The sequence below is a fragment of the Stenotrophomonas sp. AGC87 genome (genome assembly GCF_057333975.1).
Genome location: NZ_JBHFHW010000031.1, coordinates 46,685 through 63,707, shown reverse-complemented (window position 1 = coordinate 63,707; position 17,023 = coordinate 46,685). Strand labels below are relative to the sequence as shown.

The following is a 17,023-nucleotide window of genomic DNA, read 5'->3' as shown; positions in this document are numbered from 1 at the left end:
CCCCCCCCCCCCCCCCCCCCCCCCCCCCCCCCCCCACTACCGTAACGCCTTCGGCGTTACTCGAACGATCCCACCGAATCGTGCGACAGGTTGTCGAACCGGGTGTATTCGCCGAAGAACTTGAGCTTGCACGAGCCGGTCGGGCCGCCTCGGTGCTTGCCGATGATGATCTCGGCCAGGCCCTTGTCCGGCGAGGTTTCCTTGTTGTAGTAGTCGTCGCGGTAGATGAACACGATCATGTCCGCATCCTGCTCGATAGCGCCGGATTCACGAAGATCGGCCATCACCGGGCGCTTGTCGGTACGCGTTTCCAGCGAGCGGTTGAGCTGGGAGAGCGCGATGACCGGCACGTTGAGTTCCTTGGCCAGGCCCTTCAACGAACGCGAGATCTCCGAGATTTCGGTCGCGCGGTTTTCGCTGTTGCCCGGCACGCTCATCAGCTGCAGGTAGTCGATCACGATCAGGCCCAGGTCGTGCTCGCGCTTGAGGCGGCGGCACTTGGAACGCAGGATCTCCGGCGACACGCCGGGCGTATCGTCGATGAAGATCTTGGTTTCCTTCAGCATCCGGATCGCACCGGTCACCCGGCTCCAATCCTCATCTTCCAGCTGGCCGGTACGCAGGCGCTGGGCGTTGATGCGGCCGTTGGAGGAAATCAGACGCATCGCCAGCTGCGAGGCCGACATTTCCATCGAGAACACCGCCACGCCCTTCTTGGACTTGATCGCGGCGTACTCGGCGATGTTCAGCGCCAGCGTGGTCTTGCCCATGGCCGGTCGCGCAGCCAGGATGATCAGATCGGTCGGCTGCAGGCCGGCGGTCATCGCATCGAAATCGGTATAACCGGTCGGCAGGCCGGTGATGTTGCCGCCGTTCTCAAAGCGGTTGCGCAGCTCTTCGAACGCGTCTTTCAACGCACCGGGCATCGCCACGAAATCGGTGCGGCCGCGCGCGCCCTGCTCGGCGATCGCGAACACGGATTTTTCCGCTGCCGAGAGCAGCTCACTGCTTTCGCGGCCTTCGGGCTGGAAGCCGTCATTGACGATATCGGTGCCGACCTGGATCAGCTGACGCAACACCGCTTTGTCACGCACGATCTCCGCGTAGGCACTGATGTTGGCGGCCGACGGCGTGGTGCTGGCCAGCTCGATCAGGTACGCGCCATCCCCGACCAGCTCCATCTTGCCCTGCGATTCGAACCACTCGCCCAGGGTCACCGCATCGAACGGGCGGTCGCGTTCGGACAGCTCGCGGATCGCGCGGTAGATCATCTGGTGATCGCGGCGGTAGAAGTCGGTTTCAGTCAGCTGGTCGTTGACCCGGTCATAGCTTTCCGGGGCCAGCATCAGCCCGCCCAGCACCGCCTGTTCGGCCTCGATCGAATGCGGCGGCACGCGCAGGGCGTCGATGCGCATCTCATCGCGATCAAAGCGGTCACCGCGGTCTTTGCGGTCGGAACGGAAGCCAGAACGGGCGGACATGGGGGGCGTATTTCCTGCAGTGTGAGGCGTAGGACATGGTAGGCACGCGGGGCGCCCCGCAGCCATGCACAAACCTGTGGATAAACAGTGGATGAGCTGGGGATACCGGCGCCTGCCGGTACGATCGGCCGGGGCCGTCGCATCGCGTGCGACGGACGCCCTTGCGACGTCCGTCCACGCCATTATCGCAGAAGCCTGACCCGCCCGCGGTGGATCAGTGCGTGCCGCCGTGGGTGCCGACCCAGGCGATGAATTTGTCCACGAAGCCCTGCAGGAAGTCCTTGGTGCCCTCGTTGCTGATCGTGCCGTGGGCGTCAATCAGCCCTTCCTTGAAGTGCAGGAAGGCCTCGGGCTGGCCGAGTACCGGCATGTCCAGGTAAGCCAAGATGTTGCGCAGGTGCTGTTGGGCCAGCGCCGTGCCGATCACCCCGATCGAGGCGCCGATCACTGCCGCCGGCTTGCCGGCAAAAGCGCTGTCGCCATACGGGCGCGATCCGAGGTCGATGGCGTTCTTGAGCACGCCCGGGACGGAGCGGTTGTATTCGGGGGTGACGAACAGCACCGCATCGGCATCGCGGATCTGCTGCTTCAAGCGCACGCCCTGGCTGGGGTAGTCCTTGTCGAAATCCTGGTTGTACAACGGCAGGTCGCCGATCTCCACGTAGGAGAACACCGCCTTGCCGGCGGCCAGTTTCTCCAGCGCGTGGGCCAACGCCTGATTGTGCGAGCCCTTGCGCAGGCTGCCGACCAGTACGGCAATCTTGTATTCGGCCATCACGTTCGCTCCGTTGGGGGAAAGGCCCAGCCTAGGCGGGCCCACCTTCGGCAACGGTGAAGGCGACGTCAGCCACCCATGGGTGGCTGCCTTCCGTCCAGACGTACCCGCACGCGTGGCGCTATGCGCGCGTCACTTCGGCGCGTGCGTTGCGCCAATGCGCCTGCCAGGCCTGGAACATCAGCACGTTCCACAGATGCGTGTGCCACTTGCGCTCGCCCTGCTTGAACTGCTGCCACAGCGGGGCGACCGCCTCGACGTTGAACACCCCCTCCTCGGCCAGCCGCGCCGGATCCAGCAGTTCATCGGCCCAGCCACGCAGGTCGCCTTTGAGCCACGCGCTGACCGGGGCCCCGAAGCCGCGCTTGGGGCGGTGCACCATATCCTGCGGCACATAGCGGCCCAGCACGCGCTTGAGCAGGTACTTGCTGACGCCATCGCGCTGTTTCATCGCCATCGGCAGCGACCAGGCGAACTCGGCCACCCGCCAGTCCAGCAGCGGGGCACGCGCTTCCAGGCTGACCGCCATGCTGGTGCGGTCCACCTTGCACAGCAGATCATCCGGCAGATAGGTACTGAAATCGGCCAGCATCATCGCGTCCGCCGGTGAGCCGGCGCCATGCAGCGGATCGGCCAGGTCGTAGAAACTGCCAGCCGCCTGCGCGCCACGAACGGCGGCCACCGGATCGCGCCAGCGCGAAATGCGGTTGCGGTAGACATCGCCGATGCCGCGCGCGCCCGACTCGGCCAGCAGCGCGGCCAGCCCGCCCGTGCGCGAGGCCTCGCCCTGCGTGTGCGCATGGCTGGCCATCCAGCGGCGCAGCGGCGCCGGCACCTTGCCCAGCAGGCGCCAGTTGCGCATCGCCCGCTGGTAGCGGGTATAGCCGAAGAACAGTTCATCGCCACCGTCGCCGGACAGCGCCACGGTCACGCCCTGCCGCGCCAGCTTGGCAACCAGCGCCGTGGGCACCTGCGAGGCATCGGCGAAGGGTTCATCGAACATCGCCGGCAGGCTGGGCACCACCGCGAGCGCGTCTGCACCGCTGACATACAGCTCGGTGTGATCGCAGCCCAGGTGCTGGGCCAGCGACTTGGCCAGCGGCGCCTCGTCATGGTCCGAACCGGTGAAGCCGATGCTGAAACTGTGCACCGGCTGGCTCGACTGTGCCTGCATCAAGGCGGCCACCACCGAGGAATCGGTGCCGCCGGAGAGGAACACGCCGACCGGCACATCGGCCACCATGCGCAGCGCCACCGCGTCGCGCAGCACGGCATCCAGACGTTCTTCGGCCTCGGCATCGTTACCGGTGAACGGCGCGGCGAGTGCCTGTTGCATGCGCTCGCGCGCATTCCAGAACGGCTGCTGCAACTGGTCCGGGCGATGCGCGGCAGCGCCGGCGGCCACCGCCTCGGCATCCAGCCGCAGCACGCGGCCGGGCATCAGCTTGAAACAGCGTTCGTGGATGCAGTGCGGCGCGGGAATGTAATCCAGCCGCAGCAGCAGGGTCAGCGCATCGCGGTCGACCTCATTGTCGAAGGCCGGGTGCTGCCACAGGGCCTTGAGTTCGGAGCCGAACACCAGCGTTTCACCGGCCCAGCCGTAGTACAGCGGTTTCTTGCCGACCCGGTCGCGGGCCAGCCACAGGCAGCGCTCGGCGCGGTCCCACAAAGCGATGGCGAACATGCCGTTGCTGCGCTGCAGGGTCTCATCGAAGCCCCACTCGGTGATCGCGGCCAGCAGCACTTCGGTATCCGAATGGCCGCGGAAGCCGTGGCCCAGCGCTTCCAGCTCGGCGCGCAGCTCGGCGAAGTTGTAGACCTCGCCGTTGTAGGCCAGCACATAACGGCCATCGGCCGAGGTCATCGGCTGATGGCCCAGCGGCGACAGGTCCAGGATGCTCAGCCGGCGATGCGCCAGCGCGATGCCGGCCGAGGCATCGGCCCACACCCCGCTGTCATCCGGGCCGCGGTGCACCAATGCGTCGCCCATGCGCCGCGCCTGTTCTTCCAGTGCTGCCTGCTCCCTAGCCGGAGCGGGCAGCAACATGCCTGCCAATCCACACATGTATCAATGGTCCTGCGCCAGCGCGAGGGCGGCGTTCAATACCGCATTGTCGCTTGGAAGCACGCACAATGCTGCCCCCGCCAGCGGCGTGTAGGTATCGGCCCCGCAGACCCGCCGGATCGGCAGGTGCCCCAGCCCGGCCTCGACCAGCGCGGTGATTACGCCCTCGCCCACCCCGGCGCTGTGCCGCCCCTCATCGACCACCAGCACGCGCTGGGCATCGGCAGCCTGGCCAGCGATGAAACCGCCATTGAGCGGCACCAGCCAGCGCAGATCGACGACCCGCACCTGCCAGCCCAGCTGCTGCTCGATCGCCCGTGCCGCCCGCAGGCTCATCGGCACGCCATTGCCGTAGGTGAAGATGACCAGGTCACTGGCCTCCGGCGCGTAGACCCGGCCCTCGCCGAGCACCAGTGCCTGCTCCGGTGCGGGATACGGGAACAGCCATTGGCCATCGCCCGGCGCGTGCAGGTCCTTGGTCATGTACAGCGCGATCGGCTCCAGGAACACGGCGACGCGGCCATCGACCGTCGCCAGCGCCGCCAAGGTGCGCAGCATCATCGCCGCATCGTCGCCGCGCGAGGGACAGCCGACCACCAGGCCGGGGATGTCGCGCAGCGCAGCGATCGAGTTGTCGTTGTGGAAATGCCCGCCAAAGCCCTTCTGGTAACCAAGCCCGGCAATGCGCACCAGCATCGGGTTGCGGTACTGATCGTTGGAGAAGAACTGCAGCGAGCACGCCTCGCCACGCAGCTGGTCGGCCGCGTTGTGCAGGTAGGCCAGGTACTGGATCTCCGGGATCGGCAGCATGCCCAGATTGGCCAGGCCCTGCGCCATGCCCAGGATCATGGTTTCGTCCAGCAGGGTGTTGAACACGCGGCGTGGGCCAAACGCCTTGAGCAGGCCCTTGCTGACCGTGTACACCCCACCTTTCTGCGCGACGTCCTCGCCGAACAGCAGCGTGGCCGGGTACTTGGCCATCAGATCGTGCAGCGCCTGGTTGATCTGGATCGCCAGATGGCGCCGCGGCTGTGTTTCCGGCAACTGCGACGCCCCCCCAAATGCGGCAGCGCGCGCGTCATCGGCGGCCACCCGCGTGGCTTCGGCATGGACCGCCGCCGGCGAGTACGGCGCCAGTGGGGCGATGACCTCGGTCAGAGCGGTCAGCTTCGGGCGTCGGTCCGCCTCGGCGGCCGCCGCGAAACAGCGCGCGCGCACACGCTCGTACAGATCGAGCACCTGCGCGGCGGTCATCCACCCGGACTGCATCGCGATCGCCGCCGAGCGCAGCAGCGGATCGCTGGCTTCGGCCGCGCACAGCTCCGGCAACGGCCGCCATTCGATCTCGAAATCGGTGCCCGCATGGCCCATCAAACGCGTGGTACGCAGGTGCAGGAAGGTCGGGCGGCGGGTCTGCCGGCAATGGGCCAGCGCGCGCTCGACCTGCGCATGCCCCTCGACCAGATCCAGCCCATCAGCGAAGAAGTAATCCAGACCCGGGCGGTGCGCGAAACTCTGCGCGATCCAGCCGTCCGGCGTCTTGACCGAGATGCCGATGCCGTTGTCCTCGCAGACAAACAGCACGGGCGCGGGCAGCCGCTGGTACGCCGCCCACGCCGCGGTGTTGAACGCGGTCTGCGCGGTGGCGTGGTTGGCCGAGGCATCGCCGAAGGAGCAGATCACCACGCTGTCCTCGGGAATCGGCAGCGTGTGACCAATGCGTCGCCCGCTTTCGATGGCGAGCGCGGTGCCCAGGGCCTTGGGCAGGTGCGAGGCGATGGTGGAGGTCTGCGGCAGTACCCACAGCGGCTTGCTGCCCCACACCTTGTGGCGCCCGCCGCTGGCCGGATCGTCCCGACTGGCCGCAAACGAAAGCGCCGCATCCATCACCGGATCCATGCCCGGCAGCTTGCGGAAGCGCTCGGCCATGAAGCCGCCGGAGCGGTAGTGCAGGAAGGCAGGATCGGTGTGCCGGGCCAGCCGCGCCACCAGCGCATTGCCTTCATGCCCGGACGAACCGATGGTGTAGAAGACCTTGTTCTGCACCCGCAGCACGCGCGCCATCAGGTCCAGGTGGCGGCTGATCAGCTGGGATTCGAACAGCTCGGCAAAGCCCTGCGCATCCAGCGTGCTGCCGGGCAGGATGGGGCTGCCGGGGGCTGGCCTCGGCGCAGGCTCGCCACGCCACTGCTGCACGAAATCGATGAAGTTGGCGTCGCAGATCTCGGCCCGGTTGAGGCCTTTCATGCGCGCGGGAATCGGATCGGGAACCACGGCAAACATGCATCACCCTCCGGGACGTGTTGCGTAGGCGGATAACCGCACGAACTCAGCGGGACTGCGCGAACAGGGCCTGCACCTCCGGCAGCGGTTCGGGCATGGGGACAAAGCGCGGCTGCTCGCGCACACGCTGCAGCCAGGCCTGGACGGCCGGATACGGTGACAGCGCGACGCCGCCATCGGCCGCGACATCGGTGTAAGCGAACAGCGCGATATCGGCGATGCCGTACGCGCGGCCGCTGAACCAGGGCGCGGTGGCCAGATGCTCTTCCATCACCCTCAAGGCCTGTGCCGAGCGTTCGCGCAGGCGCGGCAGCTCGGCACGCCGCGCTGACTCCACCGGCGTCCAGCCGCTGATGAAGCGCGCGACCGCAAGGCTCGGTTCGTGGCTGTACTGTTCGAAGAACATCCAGCGCAGCGTCTGTGCGCGCTCCCAGCCATCCGTGGGCAGGTACGGCGTGCCTTCGGCCAGCCAGAACAGGATCGCGTTGGATTCGGGCAGCACCCGCCCATCATCGCGCTGCACCACCGGCACCTTGGCATTGGGATTCATCGCCAGGAAATCCGGCGTATGGGTCTGGCCGTGCGCGCTGTCGACCTCGACCCAGTGGTAGCGCGTGCCCAGCTGCTCCAGCAGCATCCGCACCTTGTGGCAGTTGCCCGACACGGACATGCCGTACACCGTCAATGGAGCCCGCAACGACGTCATCGCTACCCTCTTGCGCATGCACCGCGGGCGGCTTGCCCGCGCTGCCGAGTCTGGCCTCACCCCATCGCCTTTGCCAAGCGCGGGTGCAGCATCACCGCTGCCCGGCGCGGCGCTGCTGCCACTGCTGCCGCGACTGGCCCCAGATCTCGATCGGCTTGCCGGCATGCGGTGGCGGCAGCTCGCCCATGCGCAACAGCGAACTGCCCAGCTTGCGCGCGACTACCTTGGAGTTTTCGTTGGCGGCATCGATGGTGTGGATGACCTCGTCCCAGCCCAGCGTGTCGAACGCCCAGTCCATGCTCGCCACGGCCGCTTCGGGCGCATAGCCCCTGCCCCAGCTCTCGCGGCGGATGCTCCAGCCGACCTCGGTGCCCGGCCAGTCCAGCGGCTGCCAGGGGCCCATGCGGCCGACCCACTCACCGCTGCTCTTTTCGATCACCGAGAACATCGAAAATCCGTACAGATGCCAGCTGCCGACCAGGCAGCTGAAGCTGCGCCATGCCTGCGACGGGGCCTGCACGCCACCCAGGTGCTGCATCACCTCCGGGTCCGAGCAGAAGCGCAGGAAGGCATCGAAATCCTCGGCGCGCGGTGGGCGCAGGATCAGACGGTCGGTCTCCAGCCGGAGGTCGAAAATGCTCATGGCGTCCTCATGGGTTGCATGCGTGCCGGCATGATCGCAGATGCACTGATCGGCGTGCCGTGCGGCTGACCCCAAAACGCAGCACGCCGGCAGATGCCGGCGTGCTGGTGGTGCATTGACGCGACAGGAACTTACTGCCTGTTCGCATCCAGTGCAGCGGTCTGGGTGACCAGCTGGCCGTCGATCACCGGCAGGCGATCGCTGCTCGGCTTGTTGTCCATCTTCACGGTCTTCTCGGCGCCGTCATAACGGTAGGTCACGTTGTAACCGGTGACCGCATTGGTGGTGCCCATCGGGATGCGGTTGCCCGGCTTGCTGGCCATGCGCATGGTGCCGGTGGTGCCGTCTTCATTGCGGTAAGTCACGTTGTAGCCGGTGACGCGGGTCGACTCGGAGGTCGCCGTTTCGGTGTGGCACTGGCGCTCGGTACGGTTGACCACGCGGCCACCCACGTGGCGCTTGTCCACCTGGTTGCCGATCATGCCGCCGGCAACGGCACCGGCGGCCGTGGCTGCCTTGCGGCCATTGCCACCACCGACCTGGTTGCCCAGCAGGCCACCGATCACGGCACCGGCGACGGTACCGCCGACATTGCCGTCGCGTTCGGGCAGGCGTTCCTGCACCACCACGTCCTGGCAGACTTCATGCGGCGTCTGCGTGCTGGACGTCTCACGCACCGGCTCGGTGCCGATCACGGTGGCGTAGGCCTTTTCCTTCTTGGTCAGCGGATCGACCTTGACGATGTCGGCGTATTCCAGCTTGCCGGCCTTGTCTTCAATGGCCAGCTGATCGGTGCGCGCGCCATCGTCGGCGAGCGGCGTGGTGTCCAGAGTGGGCCGGGTCTGAGCAGCGGTGACCGCATCGGGCGAGGAACTGCCGCCCTTCATGAAGGCAGCGGTGGCGATACCGCCAACCAGCAGCGCACCCGCAGCGACCAACGCAGTAGTAGTTGTACTTTTCATAACCGGCTCCTTGCGGACGATCCGCAACGTTCTTGAGTGAATTCCAGCACGGCCACCCTGAACGGAATCTCCACGGATCGTGAACATCCTGCCGCCCATTCAGGTTCGGTGAGCCGTGGGCTCGTGATAGCGTTTACAGCATCTGCCCAGGAGTGCCTCATGTCCAATCCCATACTGTTGCCGGTGCTGGAATGGGCCCGTCGGCTGCGCTACCCCACCCTGTTCAAGATCACCGCCGCGCTGTTCGCGGTGACGCTGGTGATTCCCGATCCGCTGCCGTTCGTGGATGAAATCCTGTTCGGCCTGGGCACGCTGCTGCTGGCCAACTGGAAGCGACGCGGCGACAAGCTTCCCCCGCCGTTGCCGAGCAAGCGCCGCGCGTGAGGTTGATCGACAGCCACTGCCACCTGGATGCGGGTGAGTTCGATGCGGATCGCGCTGAGGTGATCGCGCGCGCCCGCGCGGCCGGCGTCATGACCCAGGTCGTGCCGGCCGTTACTGCCGCCAGTTGGCCCGGCCTGCGCGATGCGTGCCGATTGGCTGACGGTCTGCACCCGGCCTATGGACTGCACCCGATGTTTCTGGACCAGCACCGTCCGGACCACCTGCAGGAACTCCGCGTGTGGCTCGAACGCGAGCGCCCCTGCGCGGTGGGCGAGTGCGGGCTGGATTTCTTCGTCGAGGGGCTGGACCCGGACGCCCAGCAGCACTACTTCCTCGCGCAGCTCCGGCTGGCGCGCGACTTCGACCTGCCGGTGATCGTCCATGCGCGCCGCGCGGTGGATGCGGTGATCGCCGCGATCAAGCAGATCGGCGGGCTGCGCGGTGTGGTGCACAGCTTTTCCGGCAGCCCGGAACAGGCGCGGCAGCTGCACCAGCTCGGCTTCCTGATCGGGCTGGGCGGCCCGTTGACCTATGACCGTGCCCAGCGCCTGCACCGTCTGGTGGCCGGTATGCCCATGGAGCAGCTGCTGCTGGAGACCGACGCGCCGGATCAGCCGGATGCGGGGATTCGTGGAAAGCGCAATGAGCCGGCACGCTTGCCGGTGATCCTGGCGACGGTGGCGCGGCTGCGCGGGGAGCCGGCCGAGGCGATTGCCGCGCAGACCACGGCCAATGCGCGACGCCTGTTCGCCCTGGCGTAGGGCCGACCGCGGCCGGCTATTTCAGCAGCACGCTTGGACCCGCTCGTCGTCCGGTGCTCTCCCCGATCCCCACTGCGCCGCGTCAGACCAGAGCCGGACGGTCCAACCGACTCCTGTGCCCATGCCCTGCGGCAGTCAATTGCTGCACCAGTGCTTCCCTGGCCTTCCTGCCTCCCGCGCGCACGTGCTCAAGTTCTGCTGCAGTGATCAGCACCACGGGCACCAGGGTAACCGGCGAAAGCGGCATCCCTTCCAGACGTGTCGCGAAATCCGGCGCCGGGCCGCCGACCAGCACACCCACGCAATCGTCCTCGGTGACGAATCGCGCGGGTATCTGATCGGTGAGGTGAGGCGCCTCGCTGGCACCGGGCAACTCCAGTGACAGCACCCCGTAAGTCTCCAGCTGGTGCCGGATGCCACCAGCATTGGCGACGGTCGAAGCAACCGTGCGCACTACATCGAAAGCCCAGCTGCGCATCAACGGACTGACGTCGCCGACTGCGCCTCGAGTACCTTCGGCAAGATCCCCGGTTTCCAGAAAGAGCTCCATCTCGAAACCATTGCCCAGCTCAGGCGCACTGTCGAATGGATCCGACAATCCGTCCGTAGCGATAATGACCGAATCTCCCCGACGCACGATGCGATATGCCTGCCGCGTCGAAGGCCAATCGGGCCCGCCAAGGAAGCTGGGACTGATGACATGCCCCAGAACGTCCTGCTCGACGACGCCCACGGACTGCCAGTGACGGTCGAGGCAATCGCTCGTTGCACGTCGCGCTGCTTCATCGGCTGCATCACCCTCAGTGCTGGCCTGGGTCACTGCTTCCGTAGCAACATTCGCGCTTGCGGACGGGTCCGCCGGAGCGCCACGCAGAGCGGTGTGCCGCCGTTTGAACGACTTGAAGAGCGTCTTGAGAAAATTCATGCGACTGCGCCGGAATCAATGGCTGGACCATGTCATTTCGCAGCGTTGCCTGCAACTTGACACGTCGGGTATGACCGCCCCAGGACGACCAACGCCGAGCGTTGAGAGCAATTGGCCCACAGCAGCCGACCAACGGTCGGCTCTACCACCGGGCGGCAGCTGGATCCGCCGGGATCAGCCCTCGGCGGGCACCGCACGCTTCTTCGGCTTCATCAACATCTCCAGCGCCTTGCCCACCGCCGCAAACGCGAACGCGCCGGTGATATGCGTGGCCGCGCCCAGCCCGGCGCCGCAGTCCAGTTTCAGCGCCGCGTCGGCGCCGAGGTTCGGGCGGATGCCGCACACGCTGCCGTCGGCCTGCGGGTACTTCACGTTTTCCAGCGAGTACACCGCCGGCACGCCGAAGTAACGCGAGGCGTTCTTGGGGAAGTTGAAATCGCTGCGCAGCTTCTTGCGGATCAGCGCCATCATTGCGTCGTGCTCGGTGCGCGAGACATCGCGGATCCGCACCAGGGTGGGATCGGTACGGCCACCGGCCGCCCCCACAGTGAGAATGGGCAGCTTGCGGCGGCGGCACCAGGCGATGGTCTCGACCTTGACCCGGAAGCTGTCGCAGGCATCGATCACCAGATCGAAATCGCGGTCCAGCAGCTCGACCATGTTGGACACGGTCAAGAAGGAGGCGACCGCATCGACGCTGATGTCCGGGTTGATCGCGCGGCAGCGCTCGGCCATCGCCTCGGCCTTGTTGCGGCCGTACTGGCCAGCCAGCGCCGGCAGCTGGCGGTTGGTGTTGGACACGCAGATGTCATCGGCATCGATCAGGGTCAGATGGCCCACCGCCGTGCGCGCCAGGGCTTCGACCACCCACGAGCCGACGCCGCCCATGCCCACCACCGCCACCCGGCGGGTGGCAAGCAGATCCACGGTGCCCACCCCATACAGCCGGTCGATGCCGGCAAATCGTTCGCGCAGTACGTCGTTCTTCATGCCCCTATTTTAATGCGCACTGGGCGGTCCGGGACGCGCCGTGGACAGGACGCGTCGTACCATCGCCGCAGCCACCTTTCAGGAAGCCCTTCACCATGAACGACCCCGTGACCCCGTCGCGCCGCCCGTCCGCCGCTTACCGCTACCTGTTCGTGGGCCTGCTCGGGCTGGTGATCGGCCTGATCGCCACCGTCATGGTCTCGCGCGCCATCCAGGCCCGCCAGGACCCCTTCCCGGATTCGCTGATGCACGTGATGAACCGCCAGGTGCAGCTGCTGCAGGCCGCGCAGACGCAGAACCGTTGCAGCCTGGCCGACACGGTGCCGCGCCTGCAGACCCTGCGCTCGCTCTCCAATGATCTGGACCTGGCCTTTCCCGGCCTGAAGGACAGCCAAGGCTTCCAGCAGCACGCCAGCGCGCTGCGCGCCACCCTCAATGAGGCCCTGGCCGCACCGCCGACCGACTGCCCGGGCATGGCCACGCTGGTGGAGAAGATCCAGACCGACTGCAAGGCCTGCCACCAGGATTTCCGCTGATTCATCTTCCAGCCACGCTGGCGGCCCGGGATTGGCACGCTGTTCACGCAGCACAGGACACGATCTGCTCCATGCGCACCAGACGCATTCGACCACCCCTCTGGCCAGGAGATACACCATGAAGATTCAATTGATTGCCGCCGCTGCCGTTGCCACCGTCGCCCTGGCTGGCTGTGCCACCACCTCGCCGGGCTACGGCAGCAGTGGTTACAACAACGGTTACGGCAATTCCGGCGGCAACTACAACACCAACCGCTGCGCCGATTGCGGCATCGTGACCCGTATCAACCAGGTCGCTTCGGGCCGCAGCGCACCGAGCGCGACCGGCGCGGTGCTGGGTGGCATCGTCGGCGCGGTCGCCGGCCATGAGATCTCCGACCACACCGGTGGCAGCCGCGGCAACAAGAACATCGCCGCCGCCGCAGGCGCGGTGGGTGGTGCGCTGGCCGGCAACCAGATCCAGAAGAACGTGACCAGCGATACCTTCGACATCACCGTGCGCATGGATGACGGCCGTACCGTCGTCGTCAACCAGCGCGATCTGGGTGGCATCCGCGAGAACACCTACGTCCGCGTGGTCAACGGCAAGGTGATCCTGCGCTGATCGGCGCAACGCACACGTAGACAAAAAAGGGCCCGCGCAAGCGGGCCCTTTTCGTGTTTCAACCAGGCAGGACCCGGTCTACGCTCAGAGCGGCTTGACCTTGTCGGCCTGCAGGCCCTTCTGGCCAGTGACCACTTCGAACTCGACCGCTTGACCTTCCTTCAGGCTCTTGAAACCCTGGGATTCGATCGCGCGGAAGTGCACGAACACATCTTCGCCGCTCTCACGGCTGATGAACCCGAAACCCTTCGCGTCGTTGAACCACTTGACGGTGCCCTTCTCAGCCATCTCAGCTACTCCCTAACTGTCTTGTTGTTGGATACACCCGTACAGGCGGCTGACAGCAAGGGGAAGCGGGGTGCAACGATGCAGCGGATCTGGAAGATCTACCATCATCAGGCCACGATCCACGGTGACCTTGCCAAGCTCAGCGTCTGCAACTTAACCCGGGCAAAACGAAAAAGCAACTAGCTAAAAGCTCCCGATGTCAACCCCATTTCAGGAACCATACTCGACAGCATGGACCCTTCATTCATCTTGTATCTGCTAGCTGCCCTCCTGGTACTGGTCGGCATCGCCGGCATCATCCTCCCGGCTCTGCCCGGAATTCCCCTGGTGTTCGCCGGCCTGCTGCTGGCGGCATGGGCAGATGGCTTTTCCCATGTGGGCTGGTTGCCCCTGGCGGTACTGGGGCTGCTGACCCTGCTCTCCTTCGCGGTGGACATCCTCGCCACGGTGGTCGGCGCCCAGCGGGTCGGCGCCAGCCGCAAGGCGCTGTGGGGCACCTTCATCGGCAGCATCGCCGGGGTGTTCTTCATGCCGATCGGCCTGTTCGTGGGCCCGCTGGCCGGTGCACTGTTGGGCGAGTATTGGCATACCCGCGAGCTCGGCCGCTCGACCAAGGTGGGACTGGCAACGTGGCTTGGCATCCTGCTCGGGTTCGCCTTGAAACTGGCGCTGGTGACCGCGATGCTGGGCCTGTTCGCGTTCGCGTGGTTCTTCTGAGGGGCCCGCCATACCGGGGCTTCACGCCCTGACCACACCATTGACCGGCATAAACCGGATCAGATCGACCGTCTCGTTCGCTGGCGGGATTATTCCTCAGCGGCCACACTGTGTCGGTTGACCCATTCATTCTTGTCACGCGGCCCTGCTCCCATGACCCTGCCCCATTCCCGCTCCGCCCTGTTCACTGCCCTGGCCCTGGCCGGCACCGCCCTGCCCGCTGCAGCACAGGAGGCGGCACCGAAGCCGGCGTCACCGCAGGCCTGCGCACTGGTGGACACCGACGCAGCGCGCCTGGCCTGCTACGACACGCTGTTCGGGCGCACGCCCGAGGTCACCCTGGCCGCCGATGCGGCCGCGACCGCCGCCAAGCAGGAGCGCCGGGAAGAACGTCATGCCGCCCGCAGTGCCGACGCCGACGCGCCCGCGACGCAGCGGGTCAAGCAGCGCCTCGGAGAAGTGTTCAAGAACGACGGTCATGAAGATGCGCTGGCCAATGCCGGCAAGGGCTCGCTGCTGGACAGCCGTTGGGAGCTCGCGCAGGACTCCAAGCTCGGCGCGTTCCAGCTGCGCGCCTACAAACCGGTCTACCTGCTGCCCGCGTTCTGGACCAGCGACAAGAACCAGATGCCGCAGTCGCCCAATCCGGTCAACACCGTCACCACCTCGCAGCAGCTGGACAGCGCGGAACTGAAGTTCCAGCTCAGCTTCAAGACCAAGATCGTGGAGAACCTGTTCGGCGACAACGGCGACATCTGGGCCGGCTACACACAGAGCTCCCGCTGGCAGGCCTACAACGCCGACAATTCGCGCCCGTTCCGTGAGACCAATTACGAGCCGGAAGTGATGATGATGTTCCGCAACGGCTACTCGATCGGCGGCTGGCGCGGGCGCATGAGCGGGATCAGCGTCAACCACATGTCCAACGGCCGCGCCGACCCCCTGTCGCGCAGCTGGAACCGGGTGATCGCCACTGTCGGCCTGGACCGCGAAAACTGGGCGCTGGTGCTGCGCCCGTGGTATCGCATTCCGGAAGACCGCAAGGATGACAACAATCCGGACATTTCCGATTACATGGGCCGCGGCGACGCGACCCTGACCTGGAACAAAAACGGTCACGAGGTCTCGCTGATGGCGCGGCACTCGCTACGCGGCGGTGATCGCTCGCACGGCGCGCTGCAGCTCGATTACGGCTTCCCGATCAGCAACCTGCTGCGCGGCCACGTGCAGATCTTCGATGGCTACGGCGAGAGCATGATCGATTACAACCACAAGGCCACCTATGTCGGCCTGGGTGTGTCGCTGCTGGAGTGGTATTGATGGCGGTGACGATCTGGCACAACCCGCGCTGCAGCAACTCGCGCGGGGCGCTGGAGATTCTGCGTGAGCACGGCATCGAGCCAGTGGTGGTCGAATACCTGAAGACGCCGCCGGACCACGCCACCCTGGCAGGGCTGATCACGCGCATGGGCATCGCCCCGCGGGCGTTGCTGCGCAGCAAGGAGCCGGCCTACGGTTCGCTCGGGCTGGACGACGATGCGTTGTCCGATGCCGCGTTGATCGAGGCGATGGTCGCCCACCCGGAGCTGATCAACCGCCCGATCGTGGAGACCCCGCGCGGTGCACGTCTGTGCCGGCCGCCGGAGACGCTGCTGGAAATCCTGCCGGCGTAAAACCGCGCCTCAGCTGCCTCCGCAGCGGCTGGTACACCGGTTGATATCCTCGCCACAGGTCAGCGCGGGCAGCCGGTTGCGGCAGTAGTCGCTGCTGGCTTGGCATGATTTACGCAGGTCCGGGTTGTCGATCTTGTCGCACTTCGCGTCGCGCTGGGTCGCCACCCCGGCGCCACAGCTGTCGCCGCTGCCAAACCCGGTACGGCTGGTCATGCAACTGTCGTACTGACGCTGGCACTGCTGCATGCACTGGTTGGCAGCGGTGACCTCGCGCAGGCTGGGCGGGGCGGTGTGGAACTCGCCATCACTGCTGCAGGCGGTGACCAGCAGGCTCAACAGCAGGGCGGAAAGCATCCTCGGCATCGTCGTGCTCCGTGTCGAAAGTATCCGGCCATGGCCGGCATGTGTGCATGCCCGGAATGTAGCATTGCGTGTTTTCCGAATTAAGACGCGGGCTCCCGGCGCAGCCGCAGACGCCTGTTCCGTTACACCGGCTACGGCGCGTCGCATCTTCGACGAGTACGTCGACTGACGTCACTCAGCGCCAGTCGGTGATGCCCTCGCGACGGTAGACCTCGGCGAACGCCGGCCGTGCTTTCAGGCGATCCGCGAAGGCCTTCAATGCCGGCCAGGTATCACTGGGCGTGGGCATGTTGCGCGACCAGCGCATCAGCATCACCAACATGAAATCGACCACGCTCAACGACTCGCCCAGCACGTACGGGCCGCGCGTGGACAGGTGCTCGGCCAGATGCTGCCAGGCGGCTTCCAACCGCTCGCGCGCCCGCTGGCGGGTCGCGTCGACGTGCTCGGGGCCGGCCATTTCCTGCGGGTAGAACCACGCCCGATATGCCGGTTGCACGGTATTGGCGCACCAGAACATCCAGCGATAGGCCTCGGTGCTGGCAGCAGGGCCGCTTCCGGATGGCGGTCTGCCAGATGCAGCGCGATCGCCGCCGCCTCGGTCAGGACCTGCCCGTCGAGCAGCAACGTCGGCACCAGGCCCGCGGGATTCAAGGCGAGATACGCCGCCTCCTTGTGCTCGCGTTTGTCGAAATCCAGCAGCACCAGGTCGTGCTCGATCTGCAGCTCCAGCAGCAGCCAGTGCACGACCAGGGCGGCCGTACTCGGCGATCCATACAATGTGGTGCGCATGTGTCGGTGCCTCTCAAGGGAAGGCCCGCAGTATGCGCGCGGCGCGCACACGGGTGGACAACGGAAAACGGGGCC

At 66.3% G+C, this 17,023-nt stretch carries 18 protein-coding genes and 1 pseudogene; 7 read left to right on the top strand and 12 right to left on the bottom strand.

What is annotated here, in order from left to right; translation table 11 throughout:
• Positions 1–56 precede the first annotated feature (56 nt).
• From ACE026_RS12650 to ACE026_RS12620, 7 genes are all read right to left on the bottom strand, one after another.
• A complete protein-coding gene (locus tag ACE026_RS12650) occupies positions 57–1,481 on the bottom strand; it encodes a replicative DNA helicase (protein WP_121037974.1) in 1,425 nt (474 codons plus the stop codon).
• A 214-nt stretch (positions 1,482–1,695) separates the two neighbouring features.
• Positions 1,696–2,256 (bottom strand): NADPH-dependent FMN reductase, encoded by a 561-nt coding sequence (locus tag ACE026_RS12645; RefSeq protein WP_486039268.1) that lies wholly within the window; start codon positions 2,254–2,256, stop codon positions 1,696–1,698.
• A gap of 121 nt (positions 2,257–2,377) precedes the next feature.
• A complete protein-coding gene (gene asnB, locus ACE026_RS12640; protein ID WP_486039267.1) occupies positions 2,378–4,321 on the bottom strand; it encodes an asparagine synthase (glutamine-hydrolyzing) in 1,944 nt (647 codons plus the stop codon).
• Positions 4,322–4,324: 3 nt separating this feature from the next.
• A complete protein-coding gene (locus ACE026_RS12635; RefSeq protein ID WP_486039266.1) occupies positions 4,325–6,604 on the bottom strand; it encodes a thiamine pyrophosphate-dependent enzyme in 2,280 nt (759 codons plus the stop codon).
• A 46-nt stretch (positions 6,605–6,650) separates the two neighbouring features.
• Positions 6,651–7,310, bottom strand: a complete 660-nt coding sequence (locus ACE026_RS12630; RefSeq protein WP_486039265.1) for a glutathione S-transferase family protein — start codon at positions 7,308–7,310, stop codon at positions 6,651–6,653.
• 91 nt (positions 7,311–7,401) lie between these two features.
• Positions 7,402–7,953, bottom strand: coding sequence for a GNAT family N-acetyltransferase (locus ACE026_RS12625; RefSeq protein ID WP_282262658.1), 552 nt, complete (start codon positions 7,951–7,953; stop codon positions 7,402–7,404).
• Positions 7,954–8,084: 131 nt separating this feature from the next.
• Positions 8,085–8,915 carry a glycine zipper 2TM domain-containing protein gene (locus ACE026_RS12620; RefSeq protein ID WP_123730792.1) on the bottom strand — a complete coding sequence of 277 codons (831 nt, stop codon included), beginning with the start codon at positions 8,913–8,915 and terminating at the stop codon, positions 8,085–8,087.
• Positions 8,916–9,074: 159 nt separating this feature from the next.
• Between ACE026_RS12620 and ACE026_RS12615 the strand changes: the two genes are divergently transcribed.
• Together ACE026_RS12615 and ACE026_RS12610 are read left to right on the top strand one after the other, a co-directional pair.
• Positions 9,075–9,299 (top strand): DUF6116 family protein, encoded by a 225-nt coding sequence (locus ACE026_RS12615; protein ID WP_346467986.1) that lies wholly within the window; start codon positions 9,075–9,077, stop codon positions 9,297–9,299.
• The gene (locus tag ACE026_RS12610) at positions 9,296–10,060 is read left to right on the top strand and encodes a TatD family hydrolase (protein WP_486039264.1); all 765 of its coding nucleotides are present in this window, start codon (positions 9,296–9,298) and stop codon (positions 10,058–10,060) included. The genes ACE026_RS12615 and ACE026_RS12610 overlap by 4 nt, the downstream gene beginning before the upstream one ends.
• 82 nt (positions 10,061–10,142) lie before the next feature.
• Here the strand turns inward: ACE026_RS12610 and ACE026_RS12605 are convergent, their stop codons facing one another.
• Together ACE026_RS12605 and ACE026_RS12600 are read right to left on the bottom strand one after the other, a co-directional pair.
• Positions 10,143–10,985 (bottom strand): hypothetical protein, encoded by an 843-nt coding sequence (locus tag ACE026_RS12605; RefSeq protein ID WP_486039263.1) that lies wholly within the window; start codon positions 10,983–10,985, stop codon positions 10,143–10,145.
• A 174-nt stretch (positions 10,986–11,159) separates the two neighbouring features.
• Positions 11,160–11,975, bottom strand: coding sequence for a tRNA threonylcarbamoyladenosine dehydratase (locus tag ACE026_RS12600; protein ID WP_486039262.1), 816 nt, complete (start codon positions 11,973–11,975; stop codon positions 11,160–11,162).
• 95 nt (positions 11,976–12,070) lie between these two features.
• On the opposite strand from ACE026_RS12600, the gene ACE026_RS12595 reads away from it, so the two are divergent.
• Together ACE026_RS12595 and ACE026_RS12590 are read left to right on the top strand one after the other, a co-directional pair.
• Positions 12,071–12,511, top strand: a complete 441-nt coding sequence (locus ACE026_RS12595) for a hypothetical protein (RefSeq protein ID WP_486039261.1) — start codon at positions 12,071–12,073, stop codon at positions 12,509–12,511.
• A 118-nt stretch (positions 12,512–12,629) separates the two neighbouring features.
• Positions 12,630–13,115 (top strand): glycine zipper 2TM domain-containing protein, encoded by a 486-nt coding sequence (locus ACE026_RS12590; RefSeq protein WP_019185918.1) that lies wholly within the window; start codon positions 12,630–12,632, stop codon positions 13,113–13,115.
• An 84-nt stretch (positions 13,116–13,199) separates the two neighbouring features.
• Here the strand turns inward: ACE026_RS12590 and ACE026_RS12585 are convergent, their stop codons facing one another.
• Positions 13,200–13,403 carry a cold-shock protein gene (locus ACE026_RS12585; protein ID WP_019185917.1) on the bottom strand — a complete coding sequence of 68 codons (204 nt, stop codon included), beginning with the start codon at positions 13,401–13,403 and terminating at the stop codon, positions 13,200–13,202.
• A 231-nt stretch (positions 13,404–13,634) separates the two neighbouring features.
• Here ACE026_RS12585 and ACE026_RS12580 point away from each other — a divergent pair, with 231 nt between their 5' ends.
• From ACE026_RS12580 to arsC, 3 genes are all read left to right on the top strand, one after another.
• The gene (locus tag ACE026_RS12580) at positions 13,635–14,120 is read left to right on the top strand and encodes a DUF456 domain-containing protein (RefSeq protein ID WP_486039260.1); all 486 of its coding nucleotides are present in this window, start codon (positions 13,635–13,637) and stop codon (positions 14,118–14,120) included.
• 153 nt (positions 14,121–14,273) lie between these two features.
• Positions 14,274–15,440, top strand: coding sequence for a phospholipase A (locus ACE026_RS12575; protein ID WP_486039259.1), 1,167 nt, complete (start codon positions 14,274–14,276; stop codon positions 15,438–15,440).
• A complete protein-coding gene (gene arsC / locus ACE026_RS12570) occupies positions 15,440–15,793 on the top strand; it encodes an arsenate reductase (glutaredoxin) (protein WP_486039258.1) in 354 nt (117 codons plus the stop codon). Before ACE026_RS12575 ends, arsC begins: the two co-directional genes overlap by 1 nt.
• A 9-nt stretch (positions 15,794–15,802) precedes the next feature.
• Here the strand turns inward: arsC and ACE026_RS12565 are convergent, their stop codons facing one another.
• Together ACE026_RS12565 and ACE026_RS12560 are read right to left on the bottom strand one after the other, a co-directional pair.
• Positions 15,803–16,156 carry a hypothetical protein gene (locus ACE026_RS12565; RefSeq protein WP_486039257.1) on the bottom strand — a complete coding sequence of 118 codons (354 nt, stop codon included), beginning with the start codon at positions 16,154–16,156 and terminating at the stop codon, positions 15,803–15,805.
• 175 nt (positions 16,157–16,331) lie between these two features.
• Positions 16,332–16,948 (bottom strand): annotated as a pseudogene (locus ACE026_RS12560) (glutathione S-transferase family protein).
• Positions 16,949–17,023: the final 75 nt, after the last annotated feature.